Source organism: Aerophototrophica crusticola (genome assembly GCF_012913305.1).
In the GTDB taxonomy this organism is placed as follows: domain Bacteria; phylum Pseudomonadota; class Alphaproteobacteria; order Azospirillales; family Azospirillaceae; genus Niveispirillum; species Niveispirillum crusticola.
Map to the genome: position 1 here is coordinate 3108571 of NZ_CP051775.1, position 12558 is coordinate 3121128.

At 69.5% G+C, this 12558-nt stretch carries 11 protein-coding genes and 1 pseudogene; 2 read left to right on the plus strand and 10 right to left on the minus strand.

Features of this window, described 5'->3' with window-relative positions; genetic code table 11:
• Nucleotides 1-53 precede the first annotated feature (53 nt).
• Together HHL28_RS15200 and HHL28_RS15205 are read right to left on the minus strand one after the other, a co-directional pair.
• Complete coding sequence (locus HHL28_RS15200; protein ID WP_075771786.1) at nt 54-974, minus strand: alpha/beta fold hydrolase; 921 nt, start codon at nt 972-974, stop codon at nt 54-56.
• A 71-nt stretch (nt 975-1045) separates the two neighbouring features.
• Nucleotides 1046-1393 carry a hypothetical protein gene (locus tag HHL28_RS15205; protein WP_075771785.1) on the minus strand — a complete coding sequence of 116 codons (348 nt, stop codon included), beginning with the start codon at nt 1391-1393 and terminating at the stop codon, nt 1046-1048.
• 182 nt (nt 1394-1575) lie between these two features.
• Here HHL28_RS15205 and HHL28_RS15210 point away from each other — a divergent pair, with 182 nt between their 5' ends.
• Nucleotides 1576-1977 carry a hypothetical protein gene (locus HHL28_RS15210; RefSeq protein ID WP_075771784.1) on the plus strand — a complete coding sequence of 134 codons (402 nt, stop codon included), beginning with the start codon at nt 1576-1578 and terminating at the stop codon, nt 1975-1977.
• Nucleotides 1978-1983: 6 nt separating this feature from the next.
• Here the strand turns inward: HHL28_RS15210 and HHL28_RS15215 are convergent, their stop codons facing one another.
• From HHL28_RS15215 to HHL28_RS15245, 7 genes and pseudogenes are all read right to left on the minus strand, one after another.
• Nucleotides 1984-3603 carry an alpha-amylase family glycosyl hydrolase gene (locus tag HHL28_RS15215; RefSeq protein WP_075771783.1) on the minus strand — a complete coding sequence of 540 codons (1620 nt, stop codon included), beginning with the start codon at nt 3601-3603 and terminating at the stop codon, nt 1984-1986.
• Between the two features lie 48 nt (nt 3604-3651).
• The gene (locus tag HHL28_RS15220) at nt 3652-4245 is read right to left on the minus strand and encodes a PH domain-containing protein (protein WP_083699204.1); all 594 of its coding nucleotides are present in this window, start codon (nt 4243-4245) and stop codon (nt 3652-3654) included.
• 55 nt (nt 4246-4300) lie between these two features.
• Nucleotides 4301-5398: a CopM family metallochaperone gene (copM, locus tag HHL28_RS15225; RefSeq protein WP_075771782.1), complete on the minus strand. Its 1098-nt coding sequence runs from the start codon at nt 5396-5398 to the stop codon at nt 4301-4303.
• 49 nt (nt 5399-5447) lie between these two features.
• Nucleotides 5448-5861: a hypothetical protein gene (locus tag HHL28_RS15230; protein ID WP_075771781.1), complete on the minus strand. Its 414-nt coding sequence runs from the start codon at nt 5859-5861 to the stop codon at nt 5448-5450.
• A gap of 688 nt (nt 5862-6549) precedes the next feature.
• Nucleotides 6550-7089 (minus strand): translation initiation factor IF-3, encoded by a 540-nt coding sequence (gene infC / locus HHL28_RS15235; protein WP_075771780.1) that lies wholly within the window; start codon nt 7087-7089, stop codon nt 6550-6552.
• Nucleotides 7090-7229: 140 nt separating this feature from the next.
• Nucleotides 7230-9188 (minus strand): annotated as a pseudogene (gene thrS / locus HHL28_RS15240) (threonine--tRNA ligase); the annotation flags it as partial.
• Between the two features lie 401 nt (nt 9189-9589).
• Nucleotides 9590-10327 carry a Crp/Fnr family transcriptional regulator gene (locus HHL28_RS15245; RefSeq protein WP_075771778.1) on the minus strand — a complete coding sequence of 246 codons (738 nt, stop codon included), beginning with the start codon at nt 10325-10327 and terminating at the stop codon, nt 9590-9592.
• 403 nt (nt 10328-10730) lie between these two features.
• On the opposite strand from HHL28_RS15245, the gene HHL28_RS15250 reads away from it, so the two are divergent.
• Nucleotides 10731-11228, plus strand: a complete 498-nt coding sequence (locus tag HHL28_RS15250; RefSeq protein ID WP_075771777.1) for a hypothetical protein — start codon at nt 10731-10733, stop codon at nt 11226-11228.
• Between the two features lie 41 nt (nt 11229-11269).
• Here the strand turns inward: HHL28_RS15250 and hemA are convergent, their stop codons facing one another.
• On the minus strand, nt 11270-12496 hold the full coding sequence (hemA, locus tag HHL28_RS15255) for a 5-aminolevulinate synthase (protein ID WP_075771776.1): 1227 nt from the start codon (nt 12494-12496) through the stop codon (nt 11270-11272).
• Nucleotides 12497-12558: the final 62 nt, after the last annotated feature.

Genomic DNA, 12558 nt, shown 5'->3' on the forward strand with positions numbered 1-12558 from the left:
CTTCTGGGTGGGACGGTGCGGGGGGCGATTGAACATGGCCGCCCCGCCCCGCGTCAATCCCTGCCCAGGAACGCCCGTAAGTCCTTCAGCGTGCGTTCCGGGATTTCCTCCATGGGCATGTGGCCGGCGTCCTGATAGGTCACCAGGGTGGCGTCGGGGATGGCCTGGCGGAACTTCTCGGCGTCCGCCAGGGGCACCATGGGGTCCTTCGCGCCCCACATCAGCAGGGTGGGCGCGCGGATGGATCGCAGGGCGGGCAGCGGGTCAGCCACGCTGAAGCTGTCCAGCCGGTCCAACAGGGCCCGCCGCACCCCCGGCGCCCGCATCATGTCGCTATAGGTCTCCGCCGCCGCGTCGGTCAGCCGGGCCGGGTCGGCATAGAGGCGGGCGGTGGTCAGGCGGACCAGGCTGGGCGGGGTGGCCCAGGTCATGACGGCGGCGTAGAAGGGCAGGTCCGGCGCGTCGCCATAGGCATAACCTTCCCGCAGGAAGCCGCCGGCGGCGATCAGCACCAGCTTCTCCACCCGGTCCGGATGCTCTGCCGCCACCCGCCACGCCGTGTAGCCGCCGAGGGAGTTGCCCACGACCGTGGCCTTGTCGATGCCCAGCCGGTCCATCACCGCCACGACGAACCGGGGCAGCCGGTCCATGGCGTAGCCCTGGGGGTCCGGCCCCGTCAGCCCATGGCCCGGCAGGTCGAAGCGCACCACCCGGTGGTCGCGGGACAGGTCCTTGGCCCAGGCATCCCAGGTCATCAGGTGGCTGGCGAAGCCATGCACCAGGATGATGGCCGGCCCCTGCCCGTCGTCGCGCACATGGGCGCGCAGCCCGTCCACCTCCACATAATCCTGGGGCCCGCGCAGATACTTGGCCTCAAGCTCCCCCCGCGGGATGTCGGGGGTATAAAGCCAGGCGACGCCGGCCCCGGCCAGGGCCAGCACCAGCACCAACAGGACCAGCAGCACGCGCTTCATCGGCCTTCCTTCACGGGCTTCCCCCCGCTGGACATAGGGTCGCCGGGCCGCCCGGCCAGCCGCCCCATCCCTCAGCGCGCGTCCAGGATGCCATCCCAGGGCGCCTCGGTGATCACCGCCACCTCATCCCGCAGGCAGCCCAGCCAGGGGTGGCCCAGCCGCACCACCAGCAGCACGGTGCGGGACCCGCGGGTGCCGATGGCCTCATACACCCGTTGCAGGGGGCTGACCTTCAGCAGCAGCTCGGCATTGAAGACGGAGATCCGGCGCGGCCGGGCCCGCAGGATGCGCAGCCCTTCCCGCTCCGCCCAGCGCCGCAGCATGGGCTCCGCCCGGGTACGGCCGGTGATGTAGACGGCCGTGTAGGCCAGCCAGGCGATACCCAGCAGGGGGACCAGGATGTCGGGCGACAGGGGCATGCGGTCATCCTGTGGCTTGTGGCCGGGGCAGGCGGCCCTTATGCCACGGCCGGCCTGCCGCCGCATCTCTGATCGCGGCGAAGGGGGTAGCGGGCCTGTACCGAGGGGGAATGGCGGCGGGCGTGCCGCCCTGGCAGCCTGCGCGCCTTGGTTCGATAGAGAACGATGCTGGAGAGTTACCGATGCGCGTCCCGACCCTCGCGGCCCTGGCCCTGCTGGCCGCGACCCCTGCCCTGGCCCAGGCGGAGCCGCCCCTGACGGACGCGTTGATGAAGCGCTACGGGGCCGCCTGCCTGGAATCCAAGCAGGCCAACGCCGGCAAGCCGCAGAGCGTGGAATCCCTGCGCGGCGTGGACCTGGACGCCATCCCCCGCAAGCACGGCTTCAAGGACGCGCAGGAGGTGATGGCCATCGGCTTGCGGGTGATGAACGTGGAAAGCATCCAGGCCGTCGACCCGGAGACGCTGAAGATGCTGCTGGAAAGCGGCGGCCCCGACATGAAGGAAAAGGTCGCCGCCGCGGAACGGGACGCCCCCGCCGTCACCGCCAACCCGGAGGCCGTGAAGGCCTGCAAGGCGGGGTAAGGGCCCTCACCGCCGCCCCAGCCACGCCCCCAGCGGGGGCAGGGTCAGCGTGCCGTCCATGGCCAGCGCCGCCTCACCCCCGCCCGGCGGGCGGGGCAGGGGGATGGGGGTCCATCCGTCGGCCTCGTCCAGCACATAGGTCGCGGGCTCGGCGGACAGGTTGAAGACGCAGGCCACCCGATCCTTCGCCCCCACCCGGGTGAAGGCCAGCACGGGCCCGTCCTCGTCCACCGAGGACAGCAGGCCGTTGCGCAGGGCCTCGGTCTTCTGCCGCAGGGCGATGGCCGCCCGCCAAGTGGCGAGGGGGGAGCCGCCGCGGCGATCCTGCACCGCCACGGCCTTGGACAAATGGTCCGCCGCCAGGGGCAGCCAGGGGACCGACTCGGCGGGGCAGAAGCCGCCATTGGGCACGGCGGGGGTCCAGGGAATGGGGGTGCGGCTGCCGTCGCGGCCCGGGAACTCCGGCCAATATGCCAGGCCGAACGGGTCGCGCAGCGCCTCGAACGGCAGGTCGGCCTGGGTCAGGCCCAGCTCCTCCCCCTGGTAGACGCAGACGGTGCCGGGCAGGCAGGCCAGCAGCAGGGCATGCAGGGCGCTGGCCTGCGCCGGGTCCGCGCCCGCCGGGCACCAGCGGCTGGCGGCGCGGGCCACGTCATGGTTGCTGAAGGACCAGCAGGTGGCGCCCCGGTCAGCCGCGGCCACCAGGGCGCCGCGCAGGGCCTGGGCCGTGAAGGGCCGCTTGGGCAAATCCAGGGCATAGGCCGTGTGCAGGCGGCCGGGGCGGGTGTAGAGGGCGATGCGCTCCCCCGCCCCGGGTTGGCTGGACAGCTCCCCCAGCAGGACGGCGCCGGGGTAATCGTCCACCACCCGGCGCAGCGCCTCCAGCACCGGGGGCACGTCGCCGAACACCATGTCGTGGGCATGGACCTGCATGCCGAACAGCTTGGCCGGGAAGTCGAAGGGGTGCGGGTCCGCCGGCGGGTTGTCCCGCAGCAGCGGGTCGTGCATCAGGTGATCCACCGCGTCCACCCGGAACCCGTCCACCCCCCGCTCCAGCCAGAAGCGGGCCACGTCGCAGATGGCCGCCAGGGCGCAGGGGTCGCGCAGGTTCAGGCTGGGCTGCTGTTTCAGGAAATGGTGCAGGTAGTATTGGCGCCGCCGCGGCTCCCAGCTCCAGGCGGAGCCGCCGAAGACGGACAGCCAGTTGGTGGGCGGGGTGCCGTCCGGCCTGGGGTCGGCCCAGACGTACCAGTCGGCCTTGCCGCCGGCCTTGCCCGCGCGGCTTTCCACGAACCAGGGGTGCCGGTCGCTGGTGTGGCCGATGACCAGGTCCAGCAGCACCCGCAGGCCCAGCCGGTGCGCCTTGTCCACCACCCGGTCGAAGGCGGCCAGGTCCCCCAGCCGCGGGTCCACCGCCTTGTGGTCGGCCACGTCATAGCCGAAGTCGGCCAGGGGGGAGATATAGAAGGGCGACAGCCAGATGCCGTCCACCCCCAGCCCGGCGATGTGGTCCAGCCCCGCCGCCACCCCGGCCAGGTCGCCCCAGCCGTCCCCGTTCCCGTCGCGGAAGGACAGGGGGTAGACCTGGTACAAAGCCGCCCCGTCCAGCCAATGCCCGGCTGCCATGCCTGCTCCGATGATCCCGTGCGGACGCCGGTCGATAGCCCCGGCCCCTTAAGAAGGGGTCAGTGGGGACCGTGAGTCCAGATGCTGTTCGATGCGGCCCAGGATGTCACGGATGTCACGCAGCACCGCCTCCGTCTCCGTGGCGGTGGCAGCGGGGGTGGGTGGCGGTGCCTGGGCGGCCTCCGCCGCGGCCAGTTCCTTGTCCCGCTGGGCCAGCACCAGCTCCTGGAAGGCCTTGGCATCCACGATGCCGATCAGGTCCACGGACCCGCTGCCGTCGCTGCCGCCCCCGCCCGCCGTCTCCACCCGCAGGGTGCAGAGGCCCAGCTTGGTCAGCAGCGGGCCCTTGATCAGGGACAGGTCCTGGATCTTGTCCAGCGGGATGGTGCGTTCCCGCTGGAACACGATGCCATAGCTGAAGCGCAGGCGCCGCCGGGTCAGGGCACAGCGCAGCGTGTCATAGAAATGCCCGGACCACCACCAGGCCACCCAAGCGGAAAATGGCAGCAGCACCAGGCCCACGCCAGTGACGGCCAGCAGTCCCAGGGCCTTCAGGAACAGGTAGAGGCGCACCTTCGGGTCGAAGCGCGCCACCACCATCAGGTCCAGATCCTGCACCGGCTTCGACCCACCATCCGCCATCCGTCCCTCCCCCGTCCTTGCGGGGGAGGAGGATAGCAGAACCGGCAGCCTTGCCCTACTGGTCACCCAGCCGCTTCAGCAGCTTGCGCATGTGGTCGATTTCCCAGGTCTGGGCGATGATGACTTCGCGCGCCATGTCCTGGACGAAGGGGTCGTCGCCATAGGCCAGGGCCACGTCCGCCATGTCCAGGGCGCCCTGGTGGTGGGGGATCATGCCGCGCAGGAAATCCACGTCCGGGTTGCCGGTCAGGGTGATGTCCATGGCGCCGTGCATCTGTGCCATGGCCTTGTCCCATTCCGCCTTGTAGGCCGGACCGTCCGCCGCGGGCGCCATCATGGGGCCGCCGGCATGGCCCGCGTGGCCGGCATGGCCACCCTGGGGCTGGGCATGGTGGCCCCCATGCCCTTCGCCCTTCCCCGCGCCGCCATGCTGCATGGCATGGCCGCCGCCGGAACCGTGCTGCGCCGCGTGGTGCTTGGCATGGTCGGTGTCGGAGCCGTGGTGGGCGGCGTGGTGCTTTGCATGGCCGGCGTCACTGCCGTGGTGTGCCGCGTGGTGCTTGGCATGGTCGGCGTCACTGCCGTGGTGGGCGGCGTGGTGCTTGGCGTGGTCGGTGTCTGAGCCATGGTGCATGGCGTGGTGGTCGCCGGAGTTGGCGTCGGCGCCCGGGTGGCCGGCATGGTGCATGCCGGCCCCGTGCGTCCCGTGCCCGCCCGTGGGGGCGGGCTTGCGGGCGGCCTCCGCCACGGCGGGCCAGGCGCCGAGCTGGCGGCGGACCACCAGGGTCTCCATGTCCTCGATCTCCTTGGTCTGGTCCCACAGGATGGACCGGGCCAGGGTCAGGACCAGCGGGTCCTTGGCATGTTTCAGGGCCAGTTCGGCCATGGCGATGGCGCCCTGGTGGTGGGGCATCATGCCCAGCAGGAAATCCAGGTCGGCGTCGCCGGACAGGCGGATGTCCATCTCCCGGTGCATGGCGTCCATTCCCTCCGCCCACTCGGCGGCATAGGGAATGGGGGCCTTGGCGGCAGCGGGGGCCGGGGCGTGCCCGGCATGGGCGTCGTGGCCGTCCCGTGCCCGGGCGGCGGCGGTATCGGCAAGCAGGGCGGGCGCGGCCAGCAGGGCGGCCAGCGCGAAAAGGGTCGGCTTCATGGGTATGTCCCCTCGCAGGATGTCCGGTCCCGGCGCGAAGGCCGGGGATTCAGGCGGCGAGGGCGGGTCTTGGCGGCTCCAGCGCCGGTTCCGGCTTCAACCCGGACAGCCCGTCGGACAGGGGCGGGAAGAAATCCGCCGGCCAGCGGGGCGGCAGGCGCAGCGGGTCCACCTGGGACAGCAGGGTGATGCCCAGGCAGGCCTTCAGGCAGTCCGCGGCCATGCCGGGATGGTCCGCATCGTCCGGGGAATGGGGGCAGCCCAGGGCGGCGTCCATGACGGCCATATCCTGGTGGTGGTCATGCCCCGCCGAGGCATGGCCATTGCCGTGGCCGTGGGTGGCTATGGCCGCGTGGTGCTGCCCACCAACCGGGCCCGCGGCAACGGCCGGCACCGCCGTCCCGGCCAACAGGGCCAGGGCGACCAGCAGACTCAGCACACGGGAGAGCAGGCGGTTGACCATGCCCCTCAGGTAAGCCCTCCCGCCCCGCGGGGCAAGGGCCCTGGCGCGCGGCCCCGTGAATGCAGGGCACCGGACGTCACCCCGGGCTTGACCCGGGGCCCTCGGGATCGCGTCGTGCCAATCACCGAAAGCCCACCCGCCGGCCCCCTGCACCGAGGGTCACTTACCGGAACAGTGATGACAATGATGGCCAGGGATGACAGTGATGCATCCCCACCCCCGCTCCTCCGCGCCTGTGGCCAGCTTTGATTTGGGAACGCAGAGGACGCAGATGGCCGCAGAGGACACGGAGGGGTTGGCGCAGCGGCGCCGTTGGGCCCAACGCCCCCCCACTTTACCGGCGCCAAAGGCGCCAACAAAACCAACCGCCAATTCAGGCCCAAACCTCACCCCAGGCCCATCCCATCACCGTCATCCCTGGCCATCACCGTCATCACTGTTCCAGTAAGTCCAGACCTCTCTGCGTCCTCTGCGGCCATCCGTGTCCTCTGCGTTCAATAGACCCGCTGGCCACAGCACCAGCACCCAAGGGGAGGCCCCCTGCCGCCCCTTGGCATGCCCGCTTTCCCGAAGTGCCCGGGTCAAGCCCGGGCTGACATCCGTTGGCTTGCAAGACGCCTGAAACACGAACCCCCGCCGCGGCGGGGCCGGGCGGGGGTCGTGGGGTATCAGCGATCAGGGCCGGCGGTCACTTGGGCGCCAGCACCATGATCATCTGCTTGCCTTCCAGGCGGGGCATCTGCTCCACCTTGCCCAGGTCCTCGAGCTGGTCGCGCACCTTCACCAGCACGTTCATGCCGATGTCCTGGTGGGCCATCTCACGGCCGCGGAAGCGCATGGTCACCTTGACCTTGTCGCCCTCCTCCAGGAACTTGCGCATGGCCCTCATCTTGATCTCATAATCGTGATCGTCGATGTTGGGCCGGAGTTTTATCTCCTTGACCTCGATGACCTTCTGCTTCTTGCGCGCCTCGTTGGCCTTTTTCTGCGCCTCGTACTTGTACTTGCCATAGTCGAGGATTTTGCAGACGGGCGGGTCGGCGTTGGGCGACACCTCGACCAGGTCGAGGCCGGCTTCCTCTGCCGCGTAAAGCGCGTCACGCAGGCTCACCACCCCGACCATCTCGCCATTGGCATCGACGAGGCGGACGGAGCGGACATTGATCTCACGGTTGATGCGGGGACCGTCGCGTTGCGGTTCGCGGTCCTGTGGGGTCGGCCTGGCTATGGAACCTTCTCCTGTGACTATGGGGCAGCCGCCGCGGGACCCCTGGTCCGGCCGGGGCGGCGGCGTGCCCGTCTGTGACGACCTGGCTTGGTGACGTTATCGTTGGACTTAGAACGCTGAATCGATGGAATCGCCACCCGCGGGGGCCGCGCCTCCGCAATAAGATTAGCGATGGCGGCGTCAAGGGCAAGCACTTCCTGTTGCTGGCTGCCCAGTCGGCGTATGGCGACGGTGCGGTTTTCCGCCTCGCGCCCCCCGACCACCAGCATGACCGGCACCTTGGACAGGCTGTGCTCACGCACTTTCAGGTTGATCTTCTCATTCCGCGTGTCGGCCTCCACCCGCAGGCCCGCCTTGCGGCAGGCCGCCGCCACCTCCGCCGCCCAGGGGTCGGCGTCGCTGACGATGGTGGCCACCACGGCCTGGACCGGGGCCAGCCACAGGGGGAACTTGCCGGCATAGTGCTCGATCATCATGCCGATGAAGCGCTCGAAACTGCCCAGGATGGCCCGGTGCAGCATCACCGGCCGGTGGCGGGCGCCGTCCTGGCCGATATAGCTGGCGTCCAGCCGCTCCGGCAGCACGAAGTCCAGCTGCAGGGTGCCGCACTGCCAGGACCGGCCGATGGCGTCGGTCAGGTGGAACTCCACCTTCGGGCCATAGAAGGCGCCTTCGCCCGGCAGCTCCTCGAACTCCAGCCCGTTGGCGCGCAGGGCCTGGCGCAGCCCCTCCTCCGCCTTGTCCCAGACCTCGTCCGACCCGGCGCGCACGTCCGGCCGCAGGGCCAGCTTCACGGCGATGCGGTCGAAGCCGAGGTCCTTGTAGACGCCGAGCTGCAGCTTGAAGTACTGCGCCGCCTCATCCGGCACCTGCTCCTCGGTGCAGAAGATGTGGGCGTCGTCCTGGGTGAAGTTGCGCACCCGCAGGATGCCGTGCAGCGCGCCCGACGGCTCGTTGCGGTGGCAGTTGCCGAATTCCGCCATGCGGATGGGCAGGTCGCGGTAGCTCTTCAGCCCCTGGCGGAAGATCTGGACGTGGGCGGGGCAGTTCATGGGCTTCACGCCCAGCAGCTTCTCCGTCCCGTCCTCCGCCACGCTCTCCCGGATCTTGAACATGTTGTCGCCATACATGTCCCAGTGGCCGGAAGCCTTGAACAGGCTGCTGTCATAGAGCTGCGGCGTCCGCACCTCCACATAGCCGGCATGGTCCAGCTTGGCGCGGATGTAGCGTTCCAGCGTGCGGTACAGGGTCCAGCCCTTGGGGTGCCAGAAGACGCTGCCGGCCGCCTCCTCCTGCACATGGAACAGGTCCATCTCCTTGCCCAGCCGGCGGTGGTCGCGCTTTTCCGCCTCCTCAAGCTGGTGCAGGTACTCGGCCAGCTCCTTCTCCGTCCGCCAGGCGGTGCCGTAGATGCGCTGGAGCATGGGGTTGCGGTGGTCGCCGCGCCAATAGGCCCCCGCCACCTTCATCAGCTTGAAGGCGTGGCCGACCCGGCCCGTGCTGGGCAGGTGCGGGCCGCGGCAAAGGTCGTACCATTGCCCCTGGCGGTAGATGGTGATCGTCTCCGTCCCCGGCAGGTCGCGGATGATCTCCGCCTTGTACTTCTCCCCGATGGACAGGAAGTGCCGGATCGCCTCGTCCCGGTCCCACACCTCCCGCGTGAAGGGGGCGTTGGCGTTGACGATCTCATGCATCTTCGCCTCGATCTTCACCAGATCGTCGGGCGTGAAGGGCTCGTCCCGGGCGAAGTCGTAGTAGAAGCCGTTGGCGATGGCCGGGCCGATGGTGACCTGCGTGCCGGGGTACAGGCTCTGCACCGCCTCGGCCATCACGTGGGCGGCGTCGTGGCGGATCAGCTCCAGGCTGTCCGGGCTCTTGTCCGTCACGATCTCCAGGCTAGCGTCCCGCTCGATGGGCAGGGCCAGGTCACGGACCGCGCCGTCCACCTTCACCGCCAGGGCGGCCTTGGCCAGGGACTTGGCGATGCTGGCCGCGACCTCCGCCCCGGTGGTGCCGCGCGCATAGGTCCGCACGCTGCCGTCGGGCAACGTGATGGCGACCTGGGCGGCATCGGCGACGGGCAGTTCGGCCGAAGACATGGCGATCCTCTTGGTGCTTCAGGAACAGGCGGCGACTTTGGGAACCGGCATGCCCCCTGTCAAGCGCGCGGGCAAGCGCGGGAGATGGGCGGTTTGGGCATGGGGGGTGGCGGATGCATCGGCCGGGCGTCGGTGCGGTTTGACACGGACGACACGGACGCCGACTTCGTCGGCGACACGGACAGGCACGGACGATGGCCTGTCACGGGCGCTCGCGCCTTTTTGGCTTTACCGCGCCTTCGGCGCAATCATCTTTGGCAGGCCCGCCGGGGAAGCACACAACCAGTGAAGGCCGCACCCCGTCCGTGCTTGTCCGTGTCCCCGCGAAGCGGGGTCCGTGTCGTCCGTGTAAAATGTCTGCCCACGTCAGGGTTGGATGGCAACCCGGAACCGGGAAGCCCTCACGACCCCTCGGCCAAGTCGTAGAGCTGGTCCATGTCGTGGATCTGGACCTTGTTGCCTTCCAGCAGGGCGATCACGCGGCTGGTCTTCAGCTGGGTGAAGGTCCGGCTCACCGTCTCGGTGGTCAGGCCGAGGTAGTCCGCGATGTCGGCCCGGCTCATGGGCACGTGGACCGGGTTTTCCTTGTGGCCGCGGCGCTGGGCGCGCTGGCTGAGCATCAGCAGGAAGGAGCAGATCTTCTCCTTCGCCGTCTTGCGGCCCAGCAGCAGCATCTGGTCCTGGGCGGCTGCCAGCTCGTTCGACGCCATGGAGAACAGGCGCCGCTGCATCTTCGGGAACTCGTCCAGCAGCGCTTCCATCCGGCGGCGGGGGAAGCGGCACAGGGTTACCGGCGTCACCGCCTCCGCCGAATAGGCGTAGGTCTCGTTCACCGAAAGGCCCAGGAAGTCGCCGGGCAGCAGGAAGCCGGTGATCTGGCGACGCCCGTCCGGCAGCAGCTTGTACAGCTTCATGGTGCCGGCGGTGACGTTGTACAGGGTGTCGGCCTTGTCGCCTTCCCCGAACAGGGTGTGGCCCGGCTCGAACCGCACGGTCTGCAGGATCTCCGCCAAGCGGCGAAGCTCCTCCGCCTCCAGCGCGGCGCAGACGGTCAGTGACCGGACCGGGCAGGCCCCGCACGGGTTGACATCAGCCTGGGCGCTGACGTCACGGACACGGCCCATATCGAACGGCGGCATAGCCGGCTCCTACCCTGCGGCCCGCGCGTGCGGCCAGCATCCCCCGCCAAAAGGCATAAAGATGTCCAGCCGCGTCGGTGGGAAAATCATGCTCCCAAAACCGCATATCTGCAACGCCTAATGCCCGCAAGGCGGACAACGGCCCGGTGATTCATGGCGCGCCGCCACGGGGTGCGGCAACAAAAACGTTTGAGATTCCTGCCTGTTCCGCCGCCACAGGGGTATGACGCCATTCGTCGCACGCATGGGATCGCAGGGGTGCTATTTCCTTTGGTCTGGCCGTCCGGGCAGGCCAAGATCACCAAAAGGGCATAGGTTTGGCACGCCGAGCCCTTGATCCACGTCAAGGCAGCCTTGCGCCGGGTGCCGTACACAGGTGGTCTGAGGATTGCCGGATTTCCCCATGCCCGACTCTTTCGACGTCAAGCCGCTGGACGCCCGACGCGTTGACCAGGCGTTCCCCGTGGTGCAGACCGCGTTTCCCCGGGTCTCCGTGGAACGGTGGCGGGAATATGCCCTGCAACTGATGGGCCCGCCCCTGCCCAAGGGCCGCAACGTGGTGCGCCTTCCGACGGCCCAGCCCAGCGGGGTGATGGTAGCCCAACTGGGCCATGGCTACATCCACGGCCTGTTCACCTACCAGACCGTGCCCAGCCTGAGCCACGGCAAGGTGCTGCAGGTGGACATGCTGGTGGCGCTGGACCTGTTCGACCCCGTATCCGCCGCGGAGGCGCTGCTGGTGGAGATGGAGCGGCTTGCCCACGCCCTGCGTTGCGACGCCATCCACCTGTCCCTGCCCCAGCACCCCCAGTCGGACCAGCTCGCCAAGATCGAGAAGCTGGGCCACCACATCGAGGGGCTGCGCCTGTGCAAGCCGCTGGTGACCCTGGCGGCGGAGTAGCATTTCCCCCTCTCCCCACCGGGGAGAGGGGGTAGGGTCCCTCAGGCCGCCGCCACCGCCCGGGTGCGGAGTAGGCCCACCTCCCCCCAGATGTCGCAGAGCGCGCCCACCAGGCACTCGATGTCCTGGTCGCTGTGCAGGGGCGACGGGGTGATGCGCAGGCGCTCGGTCTTGCGCGGCACGGTGGGATAGTTGATGGGCTGGACATAGATGCCGTGAAGGTCCAGCAGCCGGTCGCTGATGATCTTGCAGCAGACCGGGTTCCCCACCATCACGGGCACGATATGGCTGGGGTTGTCCATGTGGGGCAGGCCTTCCTCGTCCAGGCGGCGGCGGAAGCTGGCGACCCGTTCCTGGTGGCGGCGCCGCTCCACGCTGCTGGCCTTCAGGTGCCGCACGCTGGCCAGCGCCCCCGCCGCCACCGCCGGCGGGAGGGAGGTGGTGAAGATGAAGCCGCTGGCGAAGCTGCGGACGAAGTCGCACAGGGCGTCCGACGCGGCGATGTAGCCGCCCACCACGCCGAAGGCCTTGCCCAGGGTGCCCTCGATCACCGTCAACCGGTCCATCAGCCCCTCCCGCTCGGCGATGCCGCCGCCGCGGGGGCCGTACAGGCCCACGGCGTGCACCTCGTCCAGGTAGGTCATGGCGCCATGCTTGTCCGCCACGTCGCAGATCTCCGCGATGGGGCTGATGTCGCCGTCCATGGAATAGACGCTCTCGAACGCCACCAGCTTGGGCCGGCCGGGGGCCACCTGGGACAGCAGCTCATCCAGGTGGGCCGTGTCGTTGTGGCGGAACACCTTCTTTTCCGCCCGGCTGTGGCGGATGCCCTCGATCATGCTGGCATGGTTGCCCGCGTCGGACAGCACCACGCAGTCCGGCATCATGGCGGCCAGGGTGCCCAGCGCCGCCCAGTTTGAGACGTAGCCTGACGTGAACAGCAGGGCGGATTCCTTGCCGTGCAGGTCCGCCAGCTCCCGCTCCAGCAGCACATGGGAATGGTTGGTGCCGGAGATGTTGCGGGTGCCGCCGGCCCCGGCCCCGTACAGGTCGATGGCCTGGTGCATGGCCCGCAGCACGTCCGGGTGCTGGCCCATGCCCAGATAGTCGTTGGAGCACCAGACCGTCACCTCCCGCGTCGTGCCGTCGCGGTGCAGGAGCGCCTTGGGGAAGTCCCCGGCCCGGCGCTCCAGGTCGGCGAAGACGCGGTACCGACCCTCCTGGTGCAGGCCGTCCAGCTCCTGACGGAAAAACGCCTCGTAGTTCATGACGGCCTCCAGGGGGTGGATGGGGCCAGGTTGGGTCCGGGCCCCGCTTGGGGGACGGGGGC

What these genes read in the sequence shown, in the direction of transcription:
- HHL28_RS15205 (WP_075771785.1), bottom strand. Translation starts at nt 1,393, where the DNA reads ATGCCCCTGTCGCCCGACATCCTGGTCCCCCTGCTGGGTATCGCCTGG.
- HHL28_RS15220 (WP_083699204.1), bottom strand. Translation starts at nt 4,245, where the DNA reads ATGGCGGATGGTGGGTCGAAGCCGGTGCAGGATCTGGACCTGATGGTG.
- HHL28_RS15210 (WP_075771784.1), top strand. Translation starts at nt 1,576, where the DNA reads ATGCGCGTCCCGACCCTCGCGGCCCTGGCCCTGCTGGCCGCGACCCCT.
- HHL28_RS15245 (WP_075771778.1), bottom strand. Translation starts at nt 10,327, where the DNA reads ATGCCGCCGTTCGATATGGGCCGTGTCCGTGACGTCAGCGCCCAGGCT.
- copM (WP_075771782.1), bottom strand. Translation starts at nt 5,398, where the DNA reads ATGAAGCCGACCCTTTTCGCGCTGGCCGCCCTGCTGGCCGCGCCCGCC.
- HHL28_RS15200 (WP_075771786.1), bottom strand. Translation starts at nt 974, where the DNA reads ATGAAGCGCGTGCTGCTGGTCCTGTTGGTGCTGGTGCTGGCCCTGGCC.
- HHL28_RS15230 (WP_075771781.1), bottom strand. Translation starts at nt 5,861, where the DNA reads ATGGTCAACCGCCTGCTCTCCCGTGTGCTGAGTCTGCTGGTCGCCCTG.
- hemA (WP_075771776.1), bottom strand. Translation starts at nt 12,496, where the DNA reads ATGAACTACGAGGCGTTTTTCCGTCAGGAGCTGGACGGCCTGCACCAG.
- HHL28_RS15215 (WP_075771783.1), bottom strand. Translation starts at nt 3,603, where the DNA reads ATGGCAGCCGGGCATTGGCTGGACGGGGCGGCTTTGTACCAGGTCTAC.
- HHL28_RS15250 (WP_075771777.1), top strand. Translation starts at nt 10,731, where the DNA reads ATGCCCGACTCTTTCGACGTCAAGCCGCTGGACGCCCGACGCGTTGAC.